Genomic DNA, 23,319 nt, shown 5'->3' on the forward strand with positions numbered 1-23,319 from the left:
TAAAGTTCCAATCAAAGGGGAGATAAATGACCAATCGTCGCAAAACCGCATCCCGGCGCATGATGGTAGCGCTGGCGGCGCTGGCCACGGCCGCCAGCATCACCTCGGTGCATGCCGCACCGATCAAGGCACTACAGGACGCTGTGCCGGAGAATTATAGGAAGGGCGTCAAGATTGCTGCCTTCAATGACTGGCCACCGGACGAGTTTGTCGAAGACGGCGTCCTGAAAGGCTGGAGCATCGACATGGCCAAAGCCATATCGGAACGCATTGGCGTACCATTCGAATTTACCGCAACCAGTTTCGACGCCATCATTCCGGGCCTGGCCAGCAAGCGTTTTGACGCCGGATTTTCTTCCTTCGGTGTGACGCCGGAACGGCTTGATTCGCTTGATTTCATTCCTCAGCGCAAGGAAGGCACCGCCTATGCCTTCTTGAAAGGCAAGGATTTTTCCATCAAGTCGGAAAAAGATCTGTGCGGCCATAGCGTTGCAGTGATGACAGGTGCCTGGGACTACCAATATCTGAAGGAAAAGAGCGCGGAATTGTGCGAATCCGCCGGTGAGAAGCCGATTAACCTGCAGCAATTCACCACCCAGAACGCCGCCGAACTGGCTGTGTCCTCGGGGCGTGTTGAGATGGTGGCGGCCGGATCGGCAAAAATGCACTATATGGCCAAGATTACGGGGCGCTTCAGCGTATCTGAACTGGTCAGCAATCCGGTCTTCAACGGCATTGGCGTGCGCAAGGGTGATGCGCTTGGGCCAGTTTTCCGTGATGCCATCCAGTCCATGATCGATGACGGCTCCTACAAGGAAACCATGGCAAAGTGGGGCGTTGATGGCGCCGGCACCCTGGAAAAGGCGGTTCTGGTTACTAAGGACAATCCGGAGCCAAAATAGTCAGGGCCGATTGAAGGAGAACGCCCGTCAGCCGGCGGCGGTGCGAATACAGCCGCGGTCCATTACGCAAGGGCCGGCCCGGAACACGGGCCGGCGGGTTTGGTAAGTTCGAATACGAATTTCGCTAAACACGATACGGTAGTCTGGAGTAAATCATGGCAAGAACAGCAAAGACGGTCGCGCACCGGCCGGATATACATAGTGTCAAACCGATACCCGTGCGCCATCCGTCTCGATGGATCACCGGCGCCGTGCTCATTCTGATCGCATTGAGTTTTGTCAATATGCTGGCGACCAATGAGAACCTGCAATGGAACATTGTTGTGCGCTACATGTTTCATCCCGACATTCTCGCTGGCTTGGCGCGCACGCTGTTCCTGACTTTTGCCGCAATGATCTTCGGTTTTGCAATCGGCATCATACTGGCCGTGATGCGCCTTTCGGCCAATCCGGTGCTGCAATGGGCAAGCTGGCTGTGGATATGGTTCTTTCGCGGCGTTCCACCCCTGGTTCAGCTGATTTTCTGGTACAATCTGGCGCTTCTGGTTCCCAATCTGACCATTGGCATTCCGTTCGGGCCGACATTGTGGTCCTGGGACATGAACACGCTGATCACGCCGATGAGTGCAGCACTGCTTGGCCTGTCCTTTACAGAAAGCGCCTATGCCGCCGAAACCATCCGCGCTGGCATCCAGGCGATCAATCCGGGCCAGACCGAGGCCGCCGCGACACTTGGCATGACGCGGTTTCAGATCATGAAGCGCATCGTGCTGCCGCAGGCAATCCGTATTATCATTCCGCCGATCGGCAATGACACCATTTCAATGCTGAAATTCACGTCGCTGGTCAGCGTGCTTGCCTTGCCCGATCTGCTCTATTCGGCGCAGATGATTTATTCGCGCACATATCAGACCATTCCGCTGCTGATCGTGGCTACGATCTGGTATCTCATCCTGTCAACCGCCCTGACTATCATCGAACACCATATCGAGAACCACCTGAAATCCCGGCAGATCACCCGTTCCGCGTCATTCCTGTCCAGACTGCTGCCCTTCAAATTTGCGCTTGGATATCAAAAATGAATGAAACGCCCGCGAGCTTGCCACTGCTGCAGGTGGAAAGACTGACCAAATCTTTTGGCAATCACCGGGTGCTCGACGGCATCGACATAACGGTGGAAAAGGGGGACGTGACCTGCATTGTCGGCCCATCCGGCTCCGGCAAAAGCACATTGCTGCGCTGTCTGAACTATCTCGAAGTGCCGGATTCGGGTGCCGTGTTGCTGGAAGGCGAGCCGATCGGCATGCGTTGGCAGGGTGAGCGGCTTTATACGATGTCCTTCAACGAACTGGCACGCCAGCGCCAGAAAATGGGCATGGTGTTCCAGGGCTTCCATCTCTTCCCCCATAAGACCGTGGTGGAAAACATCATCGAGGCGCCTATGATCGTGCGTAAGATTAGCCGTCAGGCGGCCATTGCTGCGGCGATGAAGTTGCTGGAAAAAGTCGGCCTTACCGAGCGCGCGAATTATTATCCCGACCAGCTCTCCGGTGGGCAGCAGCAACGCGTGGCGATTGCCCGTTCATTGGCCATGCAGCCTCGGCTGATGCTTTTTGATGAACCCACATCAGCTCTTGATCCGGAACTGGTCGGTGAGGTTCTGGCGGTGATGCGCCAGTTGGCCGAAGACGGCGTGACCATGATTGTCGTCACGCATGAAATGAACTTCGCCCGCGAAGTCGCCGACCACCTGATTTTCATGGATGGTGGCGTGATTGTTGAATCCGGCCCGCCTAAAAAGGTTATGGGCAATCCACAACATCCGCGTACTAAAAGTTTTTTGAAGCGCGTGGCGTGACAGGAACGAATGATGATAATTCTCAATGCACAGCAAACCGAAGCCGCGCTCGATTATCCGGGATTGATCGAAGCCTTGCGTCAAGCGCATGCGAGCGGCAAACGACCGCAAAGCGACACTACCGTGCTTCAGGATCGGAAAAGCGCAGACAACCAGTTTGTGTCCCTGGTAGCTTGGCTCGAAGGGGAGGCGGTTGCCGTCAAGCTGGTCGGTGTTTTCCCTGCGAATGTCAAACTTCCTGTGGCCCAACCTTCGATCCAAGGCACGGTAACGCTGTTCAGCGGTCAGACCGGCGAAGCACTCATGGTCTGTGATGGCGCCATTGAAACCTTCAAGAAGACGGCGGCAGATTCGGCACTTGGCGCCAGCCTGCTGGCGCGCAAGGACGCCCGTACCTTGCTGGTGGTTGGTGCCGGGGGGCTAGCGCCCCATGTGGTGCAGGCTCATTGCGCCAGCCGACCGTCGATCGATCAAGTCTTTATCTGGAACCGCAACTTCGACAGGGCGGAAAAACTTGCCAGCCGACTTGACATTGCTGGCGTCGACATCGTTGCCGTGGAGAATCTCGATAACACAGTATCGATGGCGGACATCATATCGTGTGTCACCATGTCGACCAATCCGCTGGTTAAGGGTAAACTCCTCAAAGAGGGCGCTCATGTCGATCTGATCGGTGCCTATATGCCGGACATGCGTGAAGCCGATGATGACGTGTTCCGTCGTGCCGGACGGGTATTTGTTGATACGCGCCATTGCTGTGATGGTTCGGGCGAACTCGGAATTCCGCTCGCCACTGGACTGATCAAGCTTGAGCAGATCGAAGCTGATTTGATTGAGCTATGTCAGTCAAAACATCCGGGCCGCAGCGATGATCGCCAGATCACGGTCTACAAGAATGTCGGTGGCGGGCATCTCGATCTGTTTACTGCCCAATATCTGTACAGCACTTTTTAGAGCCGGCGGGGCCACGTTTAACACACACGATATTGAACACCGGATGGTTGCGAAGGCCCGTTGTTGACTGGCAATCATAATCAACGGTCTGGCCGAGAATGTTAAATGGACAGGTAGTGATAATAACATTGACAAACTTTGCCAATCTGCGATTTTAATTGCAGTGAAGGGAGAATTTGATGGTAACGATGAACGTATCGCTCCCTCATCCTATGAAAGAATGGGTTGAGGCTCAGGCCAAAACGGGACGCTATTCGAATGCGAGTGACTATGTACGCGATTTGATCCGTAAAGATCAAATGCGCAGCGATAAGATCGCAGCGATGCAGCGCTTTGTTGACGAGGGTTTACAAAGTGGCCCAGGAAGTCGTTCACAGGACGAACTCTTCGCAGTGGCACTCGCTAACACCGAAAAATCTCTGAAACGCAACTGATGGAATTTAACTCTCTGGTCTTGCGGAAGACGATATCATTGCTATCGCCGAGCAGGGTATAGCAATGTTTGGGCCTGTGCAGGCGAAACGCTATCATGCAGAGTTGTTTAACACTCTGGATTTAATTGCAAAGAACCCACAAATGGCACGTGCACGGGAAGAAATTTCTCCACCTGTGCGGGTGCACCCGTTTAAAGCCCACCTCATTATTTATCAAATTGAAGTAGACGGAACAGTTTTTGTAATTCGGGTACGTCATGCATTTGAAGATTGGGTCGGGGATCTGTTTTAATCTTTGCCTTGATCGTTAAATCTTGTTCCGCACCCAAATTGCTTTTTTGATACGATATTTTACCGGTGTCATACTCTTGAGCGTCGCAAGTTTTGGGACTTTTGCGACGGGAACGGTGATTATACAAATGCCGATGCAGATGGAGTGTGATTTATGGCAAGCCTGCCCGACCTAATCCAAGCCTATATTAATGCCTACAACAACAAGGATGTCGACGGGATGCTAGTCTGCCTCTCCGACAAAGTGTCTTTCCGGAACATTTCGGGTGGTCAGGTTACGGCCGAGACATCGGACAAGCAGAGCCTTGAAGAGATGGCGAAATTCGGAGCATCGGCGTTTGAAACGCGGCGGCAGACCGTCACAAACGCAATCACCGTCGCGGACACGACACTAGTTGAGATCGCATATTCCGCTGTGGTGGCGATTGACCTTCCGAACGGATGGAAAGCTGGGCAGGAACTGGCCTTCTCCGGTGCGTCGTCGTTCCGTATCGAGGATGGCAGGATCGTCAGCATCGTTGACGAGATCTGAGGGCCGAGAAGGGCCAGTTTGCTATCGCACAATTCCAGAAATCTGCGAGAAGTGGGCATGGAAATGCGATAGTGAGTATCCAGGTGGCTCAACCTGGTTTCAGGATGTTTGGCGCAGCTTAGAACGGCCACCTTTGGATTCCGATGGTGAGATATTTACACAGCTTGATGGCAGCATAACCAGCGTTGCCATGTCCGTAAATATATCCCAACTTGCTGATCGACAGCAAATAATTGACTTTTCGTCTAAAACAAAAGAGTTGATGTTTAGTAAGCTGGATTTTTAGAATAGCCGTCGCTCTGGGGAAAACGATATCAAAAGATTTTCCCTCGTTTTCTCAATCTAATATGTATATCCTTCATGTCTAATCGATATTCGTAAATATATTCATTAAGCGTGCGGTTGCTCTTCTTTTGATTAAAGCGTGCGCAGATGTAAGCCATGTTTTCTGCTACTGATAAGCCTCCGCGTGCGACCGGATATATGTGATCAGGGACATCTGCTCCAGGGCCGAAAAGTTTTCCGCAATACGGACATTCTGCACCCTTTTTGAGTTTCCCTTTCCTAATCCCTGCACTCTGGTAGTTCGCTGTCCTATTGAGGGAATGTGAATAGAGTTTGGCGCGCCCATATACTTGTCCGCGTCGCCAGCATAATTGTCCAAACTCAATATATGTCGCAGCCTGTGGCACCCACTCGGTGGGAATGAGCAGCTTTCTGCAGTCCATAAGGTCATTTATCGCATGAAGCAGGCTACTGTCGGTGACACACATACCAGAGCGTCTTGCCAGTCAAAGAGCTTTGGTTAGAATAGCGAATGCCGCCAATTATAATGTTCTGCGTTGAACGATGAGGAACTGCGCCCTTCAGTGAGCAACTGAAAATAGTGAAGTCGAAAGTTAGAAGGATTGGAATGTTTAATTTACTCGGATTCGAATTTTCTAGTTCCTTTATTACAACGCCTGTTTCGGTTATCATTGTCATACTGGCGATATATCTGGGATTGCGTTGGCTTAAGAGCTTCTTTGTCATGACGCCTCAGCAGCACGTGAGAATTGTTGAAACGTTTGGGCGCTTCACTGGTTATCGTAAAGCGGGTCTGTCGATCAAATTTCCCTGGCCATTTCAGCGCGCCCGCTCGCCGTTTTCCTTGCAGACGAAACAGATATCTCTTCAACTTGGCGTCAAATCCAAAGACAATGCTTTTGTCACCATGCCGATCAGCCTGCAATATCGGGTTATTCCTTCCGCGGTAGAGGCGGCCTTTTACGAATTGCATAATCCAGAAGAGCAAATCGAATCCTACGTCGCAACAGATGCGCGCGCCGTCGCGGCGGCGAGAACATTCGACCAACTTTATACCGATCGCGATGAGTTCACGCGTACTGTCCGTGAATCTCTGGACGAAGCTATTAATGCATATGGTTATGAGATCCGTGCCGTGTTGATTGATGATCCACGGCCAACGCCGGAGATGATTTCAGCCTTCAACGAAGTGCTTGCGTCTCAGCGCAGATTGGAAGCGGCGCACAACGATGGGGAGGCTGAGAAGATAAAGCGGACAAAGAGTGCGGAGGCTTCTGCTGCTGCGATGTCAATTACGGCGCGGGGGATCGCAGCCAGTCGTAGCATTATCGCAGAAGGCAATGCGAGAGCCCTTGCGGCCTTTCGAGCAGATACGACACTGACAGATGCCGACGCCATGGCATTTATGATGGAAATCAATCGGCTCGAGGCGCTAAGGGACGCTGCGTCTCACGGAGGAAAAACAGTGTTGGTTACAGGAGATGCGCATGCTGGAAATTATGAGACCAGAGCGCTCCTAAGTGCGTTGGCAATCGACGACGGACCGAAATCAGAAAAAGATGCGGGGCGAGAAACTGGTTTGATCGGCAATTTGAAACAGCACATTGCTCCGTTAAAGACAGATGAGGCTAACGACGAACGGATCAAAACGAAAAATGATTAGTGTTTCGGGTCAAATGCTTCCTGAAGCAGACGAGGTCATCAGGATTTCTGCACGGAGAAGAAGGTCCTTATTCAGATCATTCGTGGCTGTGTTCCTTTGCGCTATCTCCGCGGGACAAGCAGCTTCCAGCGATGCCGTCGAAATTGATTTGCAGAACGGACTATCGGCCTGCGCCGATCTGAAGCCCGGGCAGGTGAAGAGGCAGGCAAACATTGTTTCCTTCGACGCGAGGTTGAATTTGCACCGGTCGATCGGAATGTGTGGATGCATGTCTGCATTGGTCAATTACACCGCCAGCGTGGACATCAACGGCATACGCCAGAAACTGCAGCAAGGCATCATTTCGCTTGCACGAGAGGGCGACAGAACACTGATCCTCGCATCCGATCAGAATCTGATTGCAGGTAAAGATGTCCGCGTCGAGCTGTCCTGCGCCGGACCACTGTGACTGAACTGATTTGGCTGCATGAACGCTATCATGACGCAAGTTTTGACTATTTTATCAAGCGTAGCGGTCCAGATTCACTGTGGTCGTGCTTAACTTAATGTAATGGTGCCCTGAATGAAAAATAGATCTTTCATAGCGGTCGTCATCGCGATTGCACTTGCCGGAATTAATGTCCCCGTGCGGGCCGACGGTTTCAAAATCCACGAGTTCACGCCCATCAAGCAGGAGTTCTGGTCGATTTTCGATGCCTCTGCGTATCATGCGGAAGAACCGACTAACTTTCGGATGTCCTGCTGCGGAACAGATGACGATCAACATTTGATGATCGCTATCGATCGCCATGTCGACGAGCAAGGGCAAGAAAACAGAACGGACGAAGGTTATCTCACAGAGCTGGACGTCAATTCCGAAAAAATCGGGTTTAAAATCGAGAAAATCGATGTCTCCCCTGCAGTTGGACGACTTATCCGCCTCCCGAATGTCGGTGGCTTGAAGGGGGTGAATATTTTTGTCGTGGAGGGCGGAGACAGGCTCACAATCCAGTCTGTCGCGCCGACCGAGGAGACCGCTGAGAACAATGCGCGGAAGGCCTTGGAAATAGCAAAAAAGCACGTCATTGGACGATGACCCGGTCTATGGGTTAAGCGCATTATTCAATTGTCTTCTGTTAAGTTTCAGCCCAGCGGTCCGTACGAAGATTTCATAGATAAAAAACTGAAATCGAACGCAGTGTCATCCTTCGCTTGAGCAATCACAGTGCTTGCAAACGATAGGCAACTGCGAAAGCGGATAGGTCGTCGTGTATTTCAGTTACATTGTCGGCAGATCGCAGTTCGATGCGATCATCAGTGTGGGTGCAAACATCAATGATTGCCTCACCGAGGACGAATGCGTCAAAGGAAGCGTTAAGTAGCTGGCCGCCCCCTTCATTCAGGGCTTGTATCGCTTTGTAGAGTGCCTCGGCCTGAGCGGGATCCAAAATCATGATGTGACTCCATCTTGGTATTGGCAGTCAGCATAATCCTGCCCGTGACGCTTGGTAGTCGTCATGCACTAATCCAGACCAGAAGTTGTGCGGAATGGTAATCCTCACTCTTGGCCTTATTAGAGAGCCTTTGGAAGGAGAGAACAAAGGCTTCGAATTTTCATCATCGAAAGGCCAACAGATGACTTACACGTGGGAAGTCATCTGTTTTGTCAGCACCCTGGTGCAGATGCTGCGGAGCAATTCGCCTCAGGTTCGACCCAGACGTCTACGCAACTCTTCATTCTCAGCACGCAGCTTTGCAGCAAGTTCCTGGCGTAGCTTGAGGTTCTCTGCTTCCAGTGCAACCAAGCTGGAAAGATCATCGCTGGACGACCCTGCCGACGGCGCGGGCGCTTTCTTTGTAGCAGCGTTCTTCCAGTTATAGTAGGTCTGCTCACTCACTTTAGTCTGCTGCAATGCAGCCTTGAGAGTGGTCTTGCCGTCTTTTGTTGCTTTTTCGATCGAAGCAAGGATGGAGGCGCGCTGGGCCGGCGTGTACTTGTTGCGCTTGTTCTCTACCGGTGGTGTTGCAGCGGGTGCTGCTTTTGAAGCAGCTTTGGCCGCTTTCTCTGGTCTGGATGCGGCCCTCGTGGTTTTAGCGGCAGGTGCTGCAGCCGCCTTTGCGGGCCTAGGCTCAGCTTTTTTGCGTGGTGCACGGGTTTTCTTCGTGGCACCCACAGGCTCGGCGCTTCTCACCTCAACTGGTGTCTCGTTTACTGCTACAATGGTTTCGTCTGCCATGGTATGCTTCTCCAGATCGATGTTTGGAAATTCATTTAGGCGTCAAAAATACAGGTCAATGGTTGATGTAACAATAAGGCCGTGTACATCATGTGTTCAAGATGAGATGAACTTGCTTTCAGGACATATCGAGCAGGTCGGACATTCTGTTGAGTGTTGAAAATCCGCCGCGTAATATGTAGCTACTGGTAAAAGGCCCTTTGACGCGCGTGGAGCGTACCTTCAAATCTCCTCTGGAAAGCTACTCACGGATGAAAAATCCAAACCGTAATATTGTCGTTGAATATAAGAACAAGCGTACTCGCAAGGGCTCGTCATCTTTGTGGGGAAATCTGGATCTGAAGTCGATTGCCCGGCAAGTGGAGGCCGATGCGCCCCAATCTCCAGTGGAGGTTCGGGTCCAGCCTGATCTATCCAAGCCGATTGAACGCAAATCTGAGACCACGACCATAAATGCTGTGCCGCAAACTGAGCCGGTCATCAAGCAAGTTGAAGAGGCTCTGAGCGAGCCAGAACTTTCCAACATTGACGCCTCAGGGCCTGAAGAGGCGCTAATCGCAATGGAAGAGCTGCAAACAGCAAACATGGTGGCGGATGCTATTGTCAGGAAGAAAAAGCCATCTGTTCGACGCAGTTTGAAAAAATCAGCTTCACAGAAACAAGAAGCGGCAAATCGGGTGGTTGCCGAGCCCGATATTCAGGCTGAATTGTCAGCTCTTGAAATAGAGAATGCCGATCTGAAACGTGAACTGGCCGCCAGATTGCGCATGGAGAACAGACAGTTGCTCAAAATGCTTCGACGATTGGAACAGCAGTAGAGAAACGATCGCTAAGACTGCTCTGCCAGCCTCGATAACTGATCTGTTCAAGCGTTCTGGTGACATGTGTAAGGGCCCATGGTTGCCAAAACTATTGTGTTGTCAGGCTCAAGCTGACAGCATCTCGGCACACCAGATAGGGAGGTCGATCACGATGAAGTCACTGGGGGAACGTCTCGTTGCGCGGTTGAAGAGTTGGCGATCGCGGAAGAGGTCGGCTTTGCCGAACGAAAAGCCAGATGCTGAACCCACAGCCGGCGAAAGCTCTGAGCAGCCTGAACCTATATTGCCAACGCGACTATCCATCAAAGTTACGACCACAGATCCCGATGAAATAAATGGCAAGGCAGCAGCCCCAAAGGTCGAGCCCGTCGCTTCTTCTGAGGTGTTATCGTCCGCTGAAGAGCCGAAGGTCCCTCAAGAAGGGCCAGTTGTTGTGGAGCCCGAGCGGAAAGAGGAGGGGATAGATGAAATTCTAGCCTCGCCTCCCGTTCTCAAATCACCGCAAAAGCGGCCTCGTGCGAAAAGGCCAAATCCCAAGCCTGAAGACGGACCGGTGACAGACGAAGAACTGGAAGAGCTGGAAGCGGAAAATGCGCGGCTCAAGCTCCTATTGAATGAGCGGTTAAAAGCGAAGCAGGATGGTTCTGAAAACTGACAAGCTGCTAAACTTTGGATGATTTTGATTAAGAAACAGGGAGTAGTGATGGCTGTTACATTATTGCATGGAACCGGAAATCTCATCTGCGACGGCATTGATGTGGGCGGCGTTGAATTCAGCATCGCTAGGCCTGAAGATGGTCCGGATGTGACCAGGCGTGGAAAAGCGTGGGGAAACAAAAAGGCCGTTGCAGCCGCAATGAACGCCACAAAGACGGAACTCGTGGTGCCCGAATCCGATGGCTTGCTTCTCCTGGATATTCAGGATCTGGACCGCGATGGTGGGGCGCTGTTCACGGTTTTACAGCCCGCTACCGTTTGACGACGGTACGGTTGTAAACTTATGTCGATCAACGAAAGTCAAAGATGATCGAAATTTGACTTTATGATAAATACCACTCTCAATATGCAGGAGCGGGGTCATGCATGGTCGTCTCGATTATCATAAATCAAAAGTGTTAAACGCGCTTTTCACCACTGAAGCCAACGAACAGGCGGAATCAGCACAGGATCATCGTTTCGATGATTGGTTCAGCGAACTGTTTTCTGTACGATACGTCATTATGGTGTGCATGTGCTGTGTTGCGACAGTCATCGTAATTGCCCAAATCATTTAAATCCCCGACGCTCTTCCCGGACCGCCGGGGATATGCAGACATCTCCGGTCACGTTATCGGTGATGTTTACACGCGGCGGATCCTATCAAGCACGATCTCAAATTTGAAGTGTGCAGGAAACAATATCCGAAAACACGCATCGGGAATTTGGTAGGCGTCCGGGGCAGCGTGTCCAGGAATCGGATAGTATTGCGGTTCATTCACCGTTAGAGCCTATATCGATTCACAAAATGCTCAAAACTACTTCGCATCATGCGGATATGAGTCATCGTGAAAGAAAAGGGTTCTGGTGCCGAAATGGTGTTATTAGCAGGCGCGTTATTCTGGAACCGATGGGAAAATAATGCATCCTAGGCGCGCAACCAGCTTATTTCATTTGGTCGAGACAATACCGACGCTGCTTTCTCGAAGAAGTCATAGCGGTGAGAAACATTGCATCGCCGGTTAACCGGATATCGCATTGGCTGGAGTCAACCATTATAGAACCGAGCGCAGGTCTGTTTGAACGAAGTCGTCTCCTACATAGAGCAAGGGACAGCCATGCTCGTGAGCAACTTCATAGGAAAAGCAGTCACCATAGTTGAGCGAAGCTGGGTGAATGCCTTTGCCCCATCTGGCGTAAGCGTTAGCGACCCGGCGTGCGGAAGCGGCTGTCACGGATACGATTTCGAAGCCGAGCCCGGAAATCAATGCGTCAACCTCTTCACCGACATTACGTCGCGCAGCAACAATGAGGGCTTCAGTAACTGTTCCTGCGGAAATCAATAGCTCATCAGACTGTTCGATTGCGGTCATGCAAGCTTCGCCTTTGGGCTCATTGAGGACGATCGCCATGAGCGCGGATGTATCGACGGCGATCATATGGGCATCCCATCGTCGTCATAAAGAAAGTCCTGACTACGCGCAGCATTAGCCCCGGGTAATGCTTTCGCCGCCGCCGTTGCCCTCACCCTTTCCATCAGTGCGCGTCGGCCCTTAGGGCCGGGCGCTGTCGCAACGGCTACAAGCCGTGCGATCTCATGGCCGCGACGGGTCAAAATGACTTCATCCCCGGCTTCAGCTCGCTTTACCAGTTCGGTGAGCTGGCCTTTCGCGTCACTGACAGATACGCGCATGGTCCATGTTCCTTTGTGTTTCGCACATACTTTGCATAATAAATGGTCCATGTTATGGTCCATGTCAATATTGACCCGGCAACTGATATTGAATCTGATGGGTTGGTCCCGAACATTACAGCCTATGAGGACGCATCATTTCCAGCGCATCGATTACGTATGCTTGGCGCAAAAACAACATGCAAGGACAGATGGCGGCAGATTATAAATGAAGTCGAACGCATTCGAACGAAACATCGTCTGACCCTTCAGGAAGATGTTTCAGAAGCGCAATTCCGTGAAATGACCGAAGTAGGCGTGCGTCTTGTCGTCCCGGCTGGAATCCATGACGCCTATCTACAAGCGGTGCGCCCACATCTGATCACACTCGAGGAATTCATCGGAGATGTTCGCACGGCGTGACAGCGGCAGTCACTATGCTACGTCCGCTGCTAGGAAGTATGACAGTCATTTGTCCTCCTTACTGGTCGCAAGACCCGTTACCGTAAGACCATAAACGAAATGAGCCGCGGGAATGCAAATGGATTGCCCGATCTGGCATGATGCGTTCAAGCTAATTGCATTGTTGCGCCATGGCATCTCGGCATCTTTATTGATGATGCCGGAACATAGGCCTGCTTGGGTGGATTATGTTTTGGGTGCGGAATAAAGCAGAAGCCAGATGTGATCCGCTTTTCTCTGATGTAACGGATATGTCCGTGAGAATATGGGGCGGGCACCGTTACCTTAATCGGAGCGCGAGCGTAACTCGGCCTATATTGTTGTTCCTACTTGGCTTTCAGGCATGCGATTTCACGCCACATGCTGGTGGCGGTTTGTCGTAGTTCGCGATGATCAGTGGCGTTGAATTGATTGCGGGGAAAGTGACGAAGGTTGTAAATCGGGTCGTGGACTGATGCGAAGCGTTGCAAATGTCGTGCTGATTTGAATCGCTTCATCACCCGCTCGCGCCGCCGTATGGGCTGGTGGGAATTCTCAGCCCGATTGTTCAGCCTCTTATGCTGACGATGATCACATAGAGTGAGACCGATCTCCCGCTTGGCCGTTCCATAAGAGCCAAGCTTATCTGTGACCATGATACGAGGAGAAGCACCCTGACTGGATAGCAGTTTACGCATGAAACGCTTGGAAGCCTTGGTATCACGGCGTTTTTGAACCAAAACTTCCAACACAAAGCCATCCTGATCAACAGCGCGCCACAGAAAATGGCGTTTGCCTTTTATCGTAATAACGACTTCATCCAAGTGCCATTTATCACCAAGGCGTGGGGTACGGCGACGGATTTTGTTGGTATAGTCTCGCCCGAACTTCTCAGCCCATTCGCGGACCGTTTTGCGGGTAACAATAATCCCCCGGTAGGCCAGCATGTCTTCAACCATGCGAAAGCTCAAGGGAAAGCGGAAATACAGCCACACAGCTTCGGCGATGATTTCGGCTGGAAAACGATGGCGGTGATAAAGTGAGGCGCGAGGTTCCGTCATACCCTGTTATCGCCGCTGATGTTTACGCTCTGATTAAGGTAACGGTGCCACCCGTTGCGGGGCTCCGGGCAAAGACTAGAGCCTGACCGCTCGCGGGCGCGCAAGACTTTTAGTTTGTACAAAATTCTGGGCACGAACAACTCTTATGATCAATCAAATGAACAAAGCTTGACTAGACGTCAGCCCTATGGCATAATGTGCAAAATTCCGGACATGAGAAGGCATCACGTCCACTCAAATGAACAAATCAGGTATAACCGTGCCCCGTCAGAGAAGCTACTCCAGAGTCACACACCAGGCGCTCGCCATGCTCGGCAAGCTGATCCGCGTCGGCCGTGCCGAGCGCGGCCTGACCGCGCAAGAACTGGCCGACCGCGCCGGCATCAGCCGCACGACCCTTTCCAGCATCGAAAAAGGCGCGCCGGGCCCCGAGATCGGCATCGCCTTTGAGGTCGCCTCCATCGTCGGCGTACGCCTGTTCGACTATGACGAGCGCACCCTCCAGATGCACAATGCCCGCCTTGACGAAAAACTGACCCTTCTGCCTAAGAGCGTCCGCCACAGTGTGAAGGAAATCGATGATGACTTCTAAGGCGGACGCTACCGAAGCTTTTGTCTGGATGTGGCTGCCGGGGGCGACGGAACCGGTCGTCGCGGGCCGCCTGGACCAGGATGGCGAACGCCTGCTCTTTACCTACGGTACGAGCTACCGGCGCCGTAGGAGCGCCATTTCCCTCTATGAACCTGAACTCCCCCTCCAGGAAGGAGTCATCGCGCCCATCAACGGCTTACAAATGGCAAGCTGCATTCGCGACGCCTCGCCGGACGCTTGGGGTCGCCGCGTCATCATCAATAGGCTGACGGGCAAAAAGCCCGACGCTGCTGGCGTGCCGGAGATCAGCGAGCTGACCTTTCTGCTCCAATCGGGCTCTGACCGCATTGGCGCCCTCGATTTCCAGGCATCGGCCACAGAGTATGTCCCCCGCCTTGCCGCACAAGCATCGCTCGCCGAACTCATGGAAGCGGCCGCCCTTATCGAAAAAGGCGTGCCTCTGACCCCGGCACTCGATCAGGCCCTCAATCACGGCACGTCGATTGGTGGTGCACGCCCCAAGGCTCTCATCGACGACGGCGCAAAGAAATTCATCGCTAAATTCTCGGCCGCCAACGACACTTACAGCGTCGTGAAGGCCGAATTCATCGCGATGAAGCTGGCAGCGGCCTGCGAACTGAGCGCAGCGCCCGTGTCGATGACCCGCGCCGCCCATAAGGACGTGCTGCTTATCGAGCGCTTTGACCGCACGCATACAAAAGATGGCTGGACGCGGCACGCCATGGTTTCTGCCCTGACCATGCTGGGCCTCGATGAGATGATGGCCCGCTATGCCTCCTACGAAGACTTGGCCGAACTCATCCGCCACCGCTTCACTGACCCTAAGGACACTCTTAAGGAGCTCTACGGACGGATCTGCTTCAATGTGCTGTGCGGTAACACCGACGACCATGCCCGCAATCATGCCGCCTTCTGGGATGGCAGGATGCTGACGCTGACGCCTGCCTATGACATCTGCCCGCAAGGCCGTACCGGCAACGAAGCCACGCAGGCCATGCTCATCAAGGGCGATAGCCGCGCCAGCACGCTCGCCACTCTGCTCGCCGCCGCGCCGGATTATCACCTGAAAGAAACCGAAGCCGCCGCGCTGATCGAACATCAGATCACAACCATCGCCGAGCACTGGCAAGGCGTCTGCGACGAAGCAGACCTGAACCCCGTCGACCGCAAGCTGTTCGCCGGGCGCCAGTTCCTCAACAGCTATGCTCTCGAAGGTCTCGATAACCACAAGTCGCTGCAAGACGCATTTCGCGCTACCCAGGACATTCTGATAGCAAGCGGAGGCGCCGAAAAATGACAGCGCCAAAGCAGCTCAAAAGACGCGCATGGAAGGGAGTATTCCTTCGTTCCCTCGGTCACGCGTCATGGGCCGCGGAGCTGACTGCCACAGGAATCAACTTCCTTGGTAGCCACCATCAGGCGCCCTTTTCTTCCTGGGCTGGCCCGGCAAAGATTACCAGCACGCTGGGTTTCACCACGATAGAAGTCCCCCTTGCAGGCGGGCAGGTCGCAAGGCTCGCCGGCGTCACGACACATGATGCTGCCAGCTTTATTTCCGCAGCCAACAAAGCATTCAGCGTCATCCGACCAGTCACGCGGCGGCCGTCGGCTCCGCACAGGTTCCGCCGTCAAAACCTCGAATGTCCGGGCCTGATTCACAGTGTCGCTCATAGGATTCTCCGCATGATTCACGCAGAAAATCGCCCATCATACCGACGAAAGATACGTGGGTAGCCTACCCGCTTACGAAAGTTTGTGAGTTAGTGCCTTGCATGGTCAACATCGTTGCGAACCCAGCCGTACCCGCACTATTGACAGTGCGCGTCCCTTACGGCGCCTGCCTGGCACCCTTCGAATTCGCGGTGTAGCTACACTGAGCTTTGATAGGTGTGTCCCCGAAGAAGCGGTCTCTCATAAAGTGTTGCACTGAAACCGATGAACTCTCGGATTGGCTGAAGGTCGGTGCCGGAACGGTTCACACCTTCCAAGGCAAGGAAGAATAGGCCGTCGATATGGCGTTGTTGTTAGGAGCAGATATCGATCATACTGGCGCGGCGCTCTTGGCGGTCGTTGATTATTTCGAACGAGCGGTCAGGAGCTCCGGCAATTCTACCTGGATTGATTTCCATACTGTGCTGAGGTTCAGGTCAAAATATCCGTGCGCCACGCGATTGCGCATGCCGCGCATTTGGATCCATGGGATATCCGAGCGGCTGGCAATAAACTCGGGGTACTCTTTTGCTATGCGGGACGAAGCCTCTCCGATCATGATGAAATCCATCATGACAGCCCGCTGGCTCTTGATATCAAGTGTAAAGTCTTCGAATTTCATGCCATCTGTAAAGTTGATGGCTTCCTGGCAGGCTTCTCTGATGTGAGCCAGGTAGTCGGACAGACGCAATTCCGGTTGGCTCATATGGCGATGGCCCTGTTGATCACATCCTGGCGGAACTTCTCAGGTAAATCTCCCGGTGTACATACATCAACCTTGACGCCAAGCCTTTCTTCAAGTTCGATTTGAAGGCCACCGAGCTTGAAGAATGTGGTTTCTGGAGTTTCATCGACCAAAATATCGATATCGCTTTCTTCCGTATCTGTACCAGCCGCGATCGATCCGAATACACGCGGATTGCGAACGCGATATTTTTCGGCAAGTTGGTGAATGAACTTGCGATTTCTCTTCAGCAAAGTTGACGGTCTTGGCATTTTCATCGTCCTCGATTTATTTGAGGCTTATACCACGAAATTTACGGTATCCGAATGACATAATGATCTGCATCACACTGTGGAGTTCTGTCGCAAATTTTCTGCGGTCAGATTGCGGGGTAGGGACTTGTCCATGGGTTGAAACGTGTCGGTATCGAACTGGCCGGGGTCACGTGTTCACAAACATGATCTGAAAGATATTCTCAGTGCGGGCTGCCATGTCAGGTTATTCGACCGCGGGCAAACGGCATGGTTTTCTCGATTCAAGCTCAGCTAGAGCGTCGGGTTGATTTTGTGAATCTGCCGATTCCATCGGCTGCAGATTTGTGATTCAACATGGCAGGAGGATTTGCCATGTCTCACGCCTACTCTTTGGACCTTCGTCAACGAATTGTCGATGCGATATCAGAGGGCCAGTCGCGGCGGGCTGCTGCGGCTACTTTCAAGGTTTCCCCCGCCACAGCGGTTCGGCTCAAGCAGCGGCTGGATCGAACGGGCTCGGTCGATCCTTCCCGCCGTGGACGGCCCGGTGGTAGCGGTAAACTGGGTCTTTGCCGGGATGTCATCATTGCCAAGGTGGAAGTGCAGCCGGATATCACCATGCCTGACCTGGCGATGTGGCTGGAGGAGCATCACGCACTAAAGGCCGACACCTCGAACCTGTCGAAGCTGCTCTGCCGAGCGGGCTTTACCTATAAAAAAACGCTGATGGCAGCCGAACGCGCACGCGCCGACGTGCGCAAGGAGTGTGATGAGTGGCGTGAGCATCGCCAGCCCGCCATGCAAAAGAACCCCGGTCGTCTCGTCTTTGTCGATGAAACGTCCATCAAGACCAACATGACACCGATACGCGGCAGGAGCAGAAAAGGCCAACGCCTTCAAGCTGATGCACCATTTGGTAAATGGAATACCCAGACCTTTATCGCCGGTCTGCGATGCGATGCCATCACCGCGCCCTTCGTCGTTGATGGTACCATGGACGGCGAGAAGTTCGACATCTACGTACGCACCCAACTTGCACCGACGCTCACGCCGGGCGATGTGGTGATCTGGGACAATCTCAACGTCCACAAAAGCCCCAGAGCGGCTGCGGCCATCGCTGAAAAGGGCGCTTGGATCCTGTTCCTCCCGCAATATTTACCGGACAAAAATCCAATTGAGATGGCTTTTTCAAAGCTCAAGTCCTTGTTGCGCAAGGCGAAGGCAAGGACCTACGACGATCTCTGGAAAGCCGTCGGAAAAGTCTGCGGACTATTCTCACCGCAGGAATGCTGGAACTATTTCAAGGCTGCAGGTTGCGTTGCACATTAATCGCCCGACGCTCTAACGCGCAATCGTGACTATCATGGAGAAGATCATCATTATCTTCAACGTAAGACGACTGCAAACGCAACGGTGTTTTACACCTCACACCGCTGCTTTTTGACTGGTCCTGCTTTCGTGGAAATCAGCGAGAAGAAGCGAAGCGTCGGGCTTCGGGGTCGATTGATTTTGCGCCTCGCTTTTCGGCTTGCACAATCTTCCTGGCAACATACTTCTTGGCACGCTCTGTCATAGTACGAGGGACGGGAATGCCGTGTTCTCTCATTTTGCTATGCGCCCATTTTTCAGCCTGTAATTCCTCTACGTGACGTGGCAACCTTGTTCCGCCGAAGTGAAGATGAGCATGGGCGCATTCGTGTAAAAAGATGTAAAGGCTTTTGCGTGTGACAGGTCGTGGGGCCTCAATTTGCCGGACATGACCACGAGCAACCCCGGTTAAGCTTTTCCTGAATTTTACGGTATAATCTTCAGGAACATATGACATGCCGATTTGATAGAATCTATCTGCGGCAGCGCGGCGAGCGGCTTGTAGCTGCGCGCCAGACATAGGTTTCAGGGCATGTGTGGTTGGTGTACTTTCAATCATAAAAATGCCTTTCTGGTAAAATGATTGCTTGTCAGCTTCAAACAATGCTGACTTAATCAGTAAAGCATATTATTGCAATAAAAACAATAGTTTGTAAGTTTTTTCGTCGCGCCAGCACATCAAAAACGCACCAGAACGGCAGTAAAATAGCTTAGAATCGTGATCAAAGCCGCTCAAAAATGGACAGATTGTCACACCAGTGAGCAACCAATGTTCAAATGCATCCTGCTGCCCTGTTGACGCCCTCTAGCCGGGGATATCTGACGGTTCAAGAATGACTGCTTGGGGACACATATCCATAGCATTCCGCAAGCTGAGACCGAAGGATCTATGGTCGTCTATGATGAGAAGTCATGGGACTTCTTCATAACCGCGTTTGTGACGAACCGCGACAAGTCGATGAAGAAGAGTGGTGGCCGATGCTTCGTCAAGAACTGTTTGCTGCACGGATTGTCCGAGTGTGCCGATCCGCCCCCAGGAACGCATGACGCACCATTCACCGAATAAATTCGGCTGAACCGATAATGTATAGAAACGCCGCATATTGTTGTGCGGCTGGATTTTACGAAAATGTATCGGAAACGAGTTCTGGTTCGACATACCAGCAGACTCCGACATCGAGGCGAGGGCGTCCAATGCATTTTATGAATCGATCCTCACTGATTGATTCATGTTGCTGATGTGATCGCAGTGCGGTGAGTGAGCGTGTGGGAAATTTATTGCATTGGTCACGCGACAGGACGAAATGCCTGCCCGGGCTGCGAACCAGGCTGAAGCGCCACTTGCCACGCTCATATTTCCGGACTGGCGGTAAAGGGAGGGCATTTCGGGTCGTGATGCCTTGGGATGCGCTGATATGATTTGCCGGTGTGGCAACGTGATGTGCTGCTACCGGTTTTCAGCGAGCCTACGAAGCGTATCAAGTCAGGATGATTTGCAATCTTGCGATTCCAGCTTCTGGATTCAGGTTGCTGGCTTCCAGAAAACCGTTACGAAACAGGACATATCCGATTCATCGGCAAACGACGTTTGAAGGCCGAGAAACACGTGCAGGACTGCCGTATCTGAGGGAGCTCAGGGGCGCGGGAGGTAGAAGAGTATGGTCGACGGGCACTTTTCCAGATTTGCGTGTCAGATGGAAACGCCGTTTGAGGCTATAAACTTTCATAGAGCGGCAAATAAAGCTTCTAAAATGGATATGTAGTGCGGGCAATTCATCATATATTGCGTGTATCGCATCGCAACGTGTTGACATGTCGTTCCAATTTGCCAGCAACGCATTTCAAATCGCAATAATTTGCAATAATCCGATTCGAATTTCGAGAAGCGCGTTGCGGGGTTCTGGACAAACGTTGCTGGATTCGAGATTTCCGATTCAGGGATGAACGCCATTTGCGGGCAGACGCGGGGTGGTGAAAAAATGCTTTGCGCCGACGGTTTTCGAGCTCAAGCTTTGATTACTGGCACGTAATCTGGAGAAGCCATGACGTCGAGTAGGCAGCAGTCGGAACGTTTGCGCAAGCAGCGCGAACGGCAGAAGGACTATCGCGATCGTTTGAGGATACAGCGCAAACCGACGCGTGACGACATAGCACGAGTGCTGCTGCATTTTATGATTGTCAAAGCGGTGAAATCTGGCAATCAGGACGGGACGGAGAAGCTGATTGATATGCTTCTTGATGCGCTGGCGGATCAGGGCTTCGATAAAGATGCTTCATTGGAAGTCATTGATGACCTGATTGTCAGATACACAAAAAGCGGCTGGGATTTCCGTCGCAAGATGCATCTGAGGCCCGGTGGGGTTCTTGACGACACCGAACATTGAGGATCGTTTTCCAAACCATATTGCGCCGATTTCAACCTGACAATTTTACAAACGCAGTTTGTGCTTTTTGTCTGTCGTCCCCCCATTACTCCATGAAACGTCGTTTGCAGATGAATCGGATTGTTCGACGTCGGCGTTGAAGCGGAATATCGTCGAAGCTTAAGCAGGGAAATGACACGGTTGCTCGGGGTCGTCAGTGCTATTCATGACACATGTGCAGGATATTCCGCTACTGAAACAGGTTCTACGGCCAGCCTGTGGATAACTTTCAAGCTCCACATTTCGGCTTCCTCAGGTATGCATCACAGCGCAAAAGCCTGATGGCCACTACGTTTTATCACTGTTTTGGTGAAGCCAAAAAAGCCGGTGATATCCGGGGCTTAGATAAAAATGCTCGATTGGGATCTTTTTTTGTTCCGGATCCTTGCAGCTCAATTCAGATCCTGCAATAGTCGCCTTGCCTGAGTGATCAGGCGCCTCCATCCCGGTGCTGGTAACACCTGAATGGAGACTGACTTAGCCTGCCAACACAGGAGCCAAGCTTATGACAACTCTTATCGATATTCGTGGCGGATTAAAAGATCCACTATCAGAATTCCATGTCGACATAGCGGCTCCCTAGCGGAGATAATTTCCGCTTCTGACGCGTTCGGTGCTCTTTAAGGCACGAACTCCCAATTTCCCATTCTGTCAGTCCGGTCGTGTGCGTTCGCGCGCAACGCTACGATCTTCGCTGTCTTCAAAATCTGTGGCCACTCGCAATGGCGACCTACCTTCACACCCATTTGACTCCGGCGACGAACAGTCGCTTTGGAGATGGAGAAATCATGTTTGCAGAAACCGTAATTGGCTACATTGATCTCATTGAACACAAATTCCCGCAGCGAAGCTACAAGCGCGAATTAAACGCAGCGCTACACCTGTCGTTATGTTTTCATTTGATTGACCGTGCTCATGACAGAAGTAGCCGGAAACGAGCTTTATCAGAGCAAATCTTCCGTTATGCCGTATGGAATAAGGGCGAGAAAATCATCGGCCTTATTGAAGAAGCGTTGGCGAAAGCCACGGTGAAGACCGGCTTTAAGGATTTGCGCTCGTCTCATTCTATGCCACTGACACGCGATACTTTTAATAGTGTCATAGAAACTACCGCATCGAAATCCCCCGCAGATGAAACCGATATAGACCGGAGCGCCTTGGAATTTCCGACAGGCCCTTACACATTCGAATTGATGTTCTATGAACAGGAACGCAGATGTCTCCGTGTGTTCAGTCTGATTTATGGCATCAGCGCCCATAAAGGGGCTCTGGATCAATGGCGCATTGAAACATCGACCGCCTCAGCATTGTGGGGGCGGCTGGCACAACAATACTACGGCATAGATGTCGAGCAATGTGAATTCGCTCTGATCGACCCACTGCTTAGCCAAAGCCAAGGTCAGGATAGGGTCTGGGCACTGGCTGATCTTGACCGACTGATCGGTGCACCGGGTGTCGCAGAAAAAGTGTTGGGCGTGCAAGACGCTCTCCGAGAAGAGCTCGTCATTTGGCTCGGCGATACCTTCGCGAAAACCGAAGAGGAGCAAGCGCGGCTGATTGATGAAGAGATCGCGAAGATGGCGGTCGAAGCGCTCGACCAGATGCCTACTCCCAAGATTCAGATTTTGACGCCGGATAACGTGTTGCGCTGAGCAGACAGGGGCCAATCAGCCGATGAGTCGTGCGAAGCTTGTGAATCTACGTGTCACGGACTTATCCGTTATGCCGTAGAGCGGACGTTCACTGCGATGCAGACGAACAGGGGTATCTGCCATTCTCAACGGCGAGCTAAAGACCAACCGATGGGAGCAAAGGCAATAGATCAGGTAGCGGAGAATCTTCTGCCCAGATAGTCAGGGTGGATGCATCTGTCACGCTGAACGCATTCAGCTTTGCTCTCAATAACAATCAGATGCGTTGAATTTCACGAAACACCTATTCCGGGGCGCGTTGATACGCGCCCGAACGATCCTTCATTTTCTTCATTCATCAGGAACACTTCATGGCGGTCATAATCAAAAACGGAAAATACAATCGCGAACAGCTCGAACTCGAAATCAGGATGCTGAAATCTCTGGTCGCCGATCTCGAGCGGATATTCCAAGGTCATTATCCAGATGAGCGCGAACTGACAAATTCGCCGGCGATCACCAGCTGGAAGCTGAGCGCACGGCGGGCAACCTGCCTCGAAGGAGTATTGTTCGAGCATCCCCGGCTCGGCCCCATCGTGCCGAATGGCATCACGTCCGAGCTCTGGCTTCTTGATCTCGACAGAAACTACGCCCGTACATTCAGCCGCTTTTACCGGCTTGGCCAGAAAGACATCGGCAATTGAGGAAGATCCAACTGATCAGGCCGCAGATCATCAATCAGCATAGCT

The 23,319-nt window shown here is 52.3% G+C and carries 30 protein-coding genes and 1 pseudogene; 21 read left to right on the top strand and 10 right to left on the bottom strand.

The window, feature by feature from the left end; genetic code table 11:
- The first annotated feature begins 26 nt into the window (after positions 1–26).
- The 7 genes and pseudogenes from FGI60_RS22625 to FGI60_RS22655 all read left to right on the top strand — a co-directional run bounded on the left by FGI60_RS22625 (position 27) and on the right by FGI60_RS22655 (position 4,971).
- Positions 27–902: an ABC transporter substrate-binding protein gene (locus FGI60_RS22625; protein WP_138787101.1), complete on the top strand. Its 876-nt coding sequence runs from the start codon at positions 27–29 to the stop codon at positions 900–902.
- Positions 903–1,057: 155 nt separating this feature from the next.
- Positions 1,058–1,984, top strand: a complete 927-nt coding sequence (locus tag FGI60_RS22630; protein ID WP_051517825.1) for an amino acid ABC transporter permease — start codon at positions 1,058–1,060, stop codon at positions 1,982–1,984.
- Positions 1,981–2,760, top strand: a complete 780-nt coding sequence (locus FGI60_RS22635; protein WP_036586995.1) for an amino acid ABC transporter ATP-binding protein — start codon at positions 1,981–1,983, stop codon at positions 2,758–2,760. Before FGI60_RS22630 ends, FGI60_RS22635 begins: the two co-directional genes overlap by 4 nt.
- A 12-nt stretch (positions 2,761–2,772) precedes the next feature.
- Positions 2,773–3,714, top strand: coding sequence for an ornithine cyclodeaminase (locus FGI60_RS22640; RefSeq protein WP_312196800.1), 942 nt, complete (start codon positions 2,773–2,775; stop codon positions 3,712–3,714).
- A 179-nt stretch (positions 3,715–3,893) separates the two neighbouring features.
- Complete coding sequence (locus FGI60_RS22645; RefSeq protein ID WP_021586553.1) at positions 3,894–4,148, top strand: type II toxin-antitoxin system ParD family antitoxin; 255 nt, start codon at positions 3,894–3,896, stop codon at positions 4,146–4,148.
- Between the two features lie 10 nt (positions 4,149–4,158).
- Positions 4,159–4,440 (top strand): annotated as a pseudogene (locus FGI60_RS22650) (type II toxin-antitoxin system RelE/ParE family toxin); the annotation flags it as partial.
- A 153-nt stretch (positions 4,441–4,593) separates the two neighbouring features.
- Positions 4,594–4,971 (top strand): nuclear transport factor 2 family protein, encoded by a 378-nt coding sequence (locus tag FGI60_RS22655; protein WP_138787104.1) that lies wholly within the window; start codon positions 4,594–4,596, stop codon positions 4,969–4,971.
- 314 nt (positions 4,972–5,285) lie between these two features.
- On the opposite strand, the gene FGI60_RS26840 is transcribed toward FGI60_RS22655, so the two are convergent.
- Positions 5,286–5,744, bottom strand: a complete 459-nt coding sequence (locus FGI60_RS26840; protein WP_138787105.1) for an HNH endonuclease — start codon at positions 5,742–5,744, stop codon at positions 5,286–5,288.
- A 140-nt stretch (positions 5,745–5,884) separates the two neighbouring features.
- Between FGI60_RS26840 and FGI60_RS22665 the strand changes: the two genes are divergently transcribed.
- The 3 genes from FGI60_RS22665 (at position 5,885) to FGI60_RS22675 (ending at position 8,015) form a co-directional block, all read left to right on the top strand.
- Positions 5,885–6,940, top strand: a complete 1,056-nt coding sequence (locus FGI60_RS22665) for an SPFH domain-containing protein (protein ID WP_138787106.1) — start codon at positions 5,885–5,887, stop codon at positions 6,938–6,940.
- A gap of 82 nt (positions 6,941–7,022) precedes the next feature.
- Positions 7,023–7,388 carry a DUF2195 family protein gene (locus FGI60_RS22670; protein ID WP_171058838.1) on the top strand — a complete coding sequence of 122 codons (366 nt, stop codon included), beginning with the start codon at positions 7,023–7,025 and terminating at the stop codon, positions 7,386–7,388.
- A gap of 114 nt (positions 7,389–7,502) precedes the next feature.
- Positions 7,503–8,015, top strand: coding sequence for a hypothetical protein (locus FGI60_RS22675; protein WP_138787108.1), 513 nt, complete (start codon positions 7,503–7,505; stop codon positions 8,013–8,015).
- A gap of 124 nt (positions 8,016–8,139) precedes the next feature.
- On the opposite strand, the gene FGI60_RS22680 is transcribed toward FGI60_RS22675, so the two are convergent.
- Positions 8,140–8,373: a hypothetical protein gene (locus tag FGI60_RS22680; protein ID WP_235889904.1), complete on the bottom strand. Its 234-nt coding sequence runs from the start codon at positions 8,371–8,373 to the stop codon at positions 8,140–8,142.
- 249 nt (positions 8,374–8,622) lie between these two features.
- Positions 8,623–9,156 carry a transposase gene (locus FGI60_RS22685; RefSeq protein ID WP_138787109.1) on the bottom strand — a complete coding sequence of 178 codons (534 nt, stop codon included), beginning with the start codon at positions 9,154–9,156 and terminating at the stop codon, positions 8,623–8,625.
- Between the two features lie 251 nt (positions 9,157–9,407).
- Between FGI60_RS22685 and FGI60_RS22690 the strand changes: the two genes are divergently transcribed.
- From FGI60_RS22690 to FGI60_RS22705, 4 genes are all read left to right on the top strand, one after another.
- The gene (locus FGI60_RS22690; protein WP_138787110.1) at positions 9,408–9,974 is read left to right on the top strand and encodes a hypothetical protein; all 567 of its coding nucleotides are present in this window, start codon (positions 9,408–9,410) and stop codon (positions 9,972–9,974) included.
- Positions 9,975–10,194: 220 nt separating this feature from the next.
- On the top strand, positions 10,195–10,632 hold the full coding sequence (locus FGI60_RS22695; protein ID WP_235889905.1) for a hypothetical protein: 438 nt from the start codon (positions 10,195–10,197) through the stop codon (positions 10,630–10,632).
- 18 nt (positions 10,633–10,650) lie between these two features.
- Positions 10,651–10,956 carry a hypothetical protein gene (locus FGI60_RS22700; RefSeq protein ID WP_138787112.1) on the top strand — a complete coding sequence of 102 codons (306 nt, stop codon included), beginning with the start codon at positions 10,651–10,653 and terminating at the stop codon, positions 10,954–10,956.
- Positions 10,957–11,056: 100 nt separating this feature from the next.
- Positions 11,057–11,251, top strand: a complete 195-nt coding sequence (locus tag FGI60_RS22705; protein WP_138787113.1) for a hypothetical protein — start codon at positions 11,057–11,059, stop codon at positions 11,249–11,251.
- A gap of 477 nt (positions 11,252–11,728) precedes the next feature.
- Here FGI60_RS22705 and FGI60_RS22710 read toward each other — a convergent pair whose 3' ends face one another.
- The gene (locus tag FGI60_RS22710) at positions 11,729–12,112 is read right to left on the bottom strand and encodes a type II toxin-antitoxin system VapC family toxin (protein WP_112591076.1); all 384 of its coding nucleotides are present in this window, start codon (positions 12,110–12,112) and stop codon (positions 11,729–11,731) included.
- Positions 12,109–12,366 carry a type II toxin-antitoxin system Phd/YefM family antitoxin gene (locus FGI60_RS22715; protein ID WP_138787114.1) on the bottom strand — a complete coding sequence of 86 codons (258 nt, stop codon included), beginning with the start codon at positions 12,364–12,366 and terminating at the stop codon, positions 12,109–12,111. The genes FGI60_RS22710 and FGI60_RS22715 overlap by 4 nt, the downstream gene beginning before the upstream one ends.
- Positions 12,367–12,408: 42 nt before the next feature.
- Between FGI60_RS22715 and FGI60_RS22720 the strand changes: the two genes are divergently transcribed.
- Positions 12,409–12,768: a type II restriction endonuclease gene (locus FGI60_RS22720; protein ID WP_138787115.1), complete on the top strand. Its 360-nt coding sequence runs from the start codon at positions 12,409–12,411 to the stop codon at positions 12,766–12,768.
- 365 nt (positions 12,769–13,133) lie between these two features.
- On the opposite strand, the gene FGI60_RS22725 is transcribed toward FGI60_RS22720, so the two are convergent.
- Positions 13,134–13,847 (bottom strand): IS6 family transposase, encoded by a 714-nt coding sequence (locus tag FGI60_RS22725; RefSeq protein ID WP_138787116.1) that lies wholly within the window; start codon positions 13,845–13,847, stop codon positions 13,134–13,136.
- A gap of 307 nt (positions 13,848–14,154) precedes the next feature.
- Between FGI60_RS22725 and FGI60_RS22730 the strand changes: the two genes are divergently transcribed.
- Together FGI60_RS22730 and FGI60_RS22735 are read left to right on the top strand one after the other, a co-directional pair.
- Positions 14,155–14,439 (top strand): helix-turn-helix transcriptional regulator, encoded by a 285-nt coding sequence (locus FGI60_RS22730; protein ID WP_168436837.1) that lies wholly within the window; start codon positions 14,155–14,157, stop codon positions 14,437–14,439.
- Entirely contained in the window at positions 14,429–15,757 is a 1,329-nt protein-coding gene (locus FGI60_RS22735; protein WP_138787135.1) for a type II toxin-antitoxin system HipA family toxin, read from the top strand. Before FGI60_RS22730 ends, FGI60_RS22735 begins: the two co-directional genes overlap by 11 nt.
- A 777-nt stretch (positions 15,758–16,534) precedes the next feature.
- On the opposite strand, the gene FGI60_RS22745 is transcribed toward FGI60_RS22735, so the two are convergent.
- Positions 16,535–16,876 (bottom strand): HepT-like ribonuclease domain-containing protein, encoded by a 342-nt coding sequence (locus tag FGI60_RS22745; protein WP_138787117.1) that lies wholly within the window; start codon positions 16,874–16,876, stop codon positions 16,535–16,537.
- Complete coding sequence (locus tag FGI60_RS22750) at positions 16,873–17,172, bottom strand: nucleotidyltransferase family protein (protein WP_374844040.1); 300 nt, start codon at positions 17,170–17,172, stop codon at positions 16,873–16,875. Before FGI60_RS22750 ends, FGI60_RS22745 begins: the two co-directional genes overlap by 4 nt.
- Before the next feature lie 348 nt (positions 17,173–17,520).
- On the opposite strand from FGI60_RS22750, the gene FGI60_RS22755 reads away from it, so the two are divergent.
- Positions 17,521–18,477, top strand: coding sequence for an IS630 family transposase (locus FGI60_RS22755; protein ID WP_138787118.1), 957 nt, complete (start codon positions 17,521–17,523; stop codon positions 18,475–18,477).
- A 136-nt stretch (positions 18,478–18,613) separates the two neighbouring features.
- Here the strand turns inward: FGI60_RS22755 and FGI60_RS22760 are convergent, their stop codons facing one another.
- Both FGI60_RS22760 and FGI60_RS22765 read right to left on the bottom strand, forming a co-directional pair.
- Entirely contained in the window at positions 18,614–19,120 is a 507-nt protein-coding gene (locus tag FGI60_RS22760; RefSeq protein ID WP_138787119.1) for a hypothetical protein, read from the bottom strand.
- Between the two features lie 306 nt (positions 19,121–19,426).
- Positions 19,427–19,675, bottom strand: coding sequence for a WGR domain-containing protein (locus FGI60_RS22765; protein WP_138787120.1), 249 nt, complete (start codon positions 19,673–19,675; stop codon positions 19,427–19,429).
- 913 nt (positions 19,676–20,588) lie between these two features.
- Here FGI60_RS22765 and FGI60_RS22770 point away from each other — a divergent pair.
- The 3 genes from FGI60_RS22770 (at position 20,589) to FGI60_RS22780 (ending at position 23,274) form a co-directional block, all read left to right on the top strand.
- Positions 20,589–20,900 (top strand): hypothetical protein, encoded by a 312-nt coding sequence (locus tag FGI60_RS22770; RefSeq protein ID WP_138787121.1) that lies wholly within the window; start codon positions 20,589–20,591, stop codon positions 20,898–20,900.
- A gap of 827 nt (positions 20,901–21,727) precedes the next feature.
- The gene (locus FGI60_RS22775; RefSeq protein WP_138787122.1) at positions 21,728–22,591 is read left to right on the top strand and encodes a hypothetical protein; all 864 of its coding nucleotides are present in this window, start codon (positions 21,728–21,730) and stop codon (positions 22,589–22,591) included.
- Between the two features lie 350 nt (positions 22,592–22,941).
- Positions 22,942–23,274 (top strand): hypothetical protein, encoded by a 333-nt coding sequence (locus FGI60_RS22780; protein ID WP_138787123.1) that lies wholly within the window; start codon positions 22,942–22,944, stop codon positions 23,272–23,274.
- The last annotated feature ends 45 nt before the right edge of the window (positions 23,275–23,319 follow it).

This window comes from Brucella haematophila, assembly GCF_005938105.1.
GTDB classification, from domain to species: Bacteria; Pseudomonadota; Alphaproteobacteria; order Rhizobiales; family Rhizobiaceae; genus Brucella; species Brucella haematophila.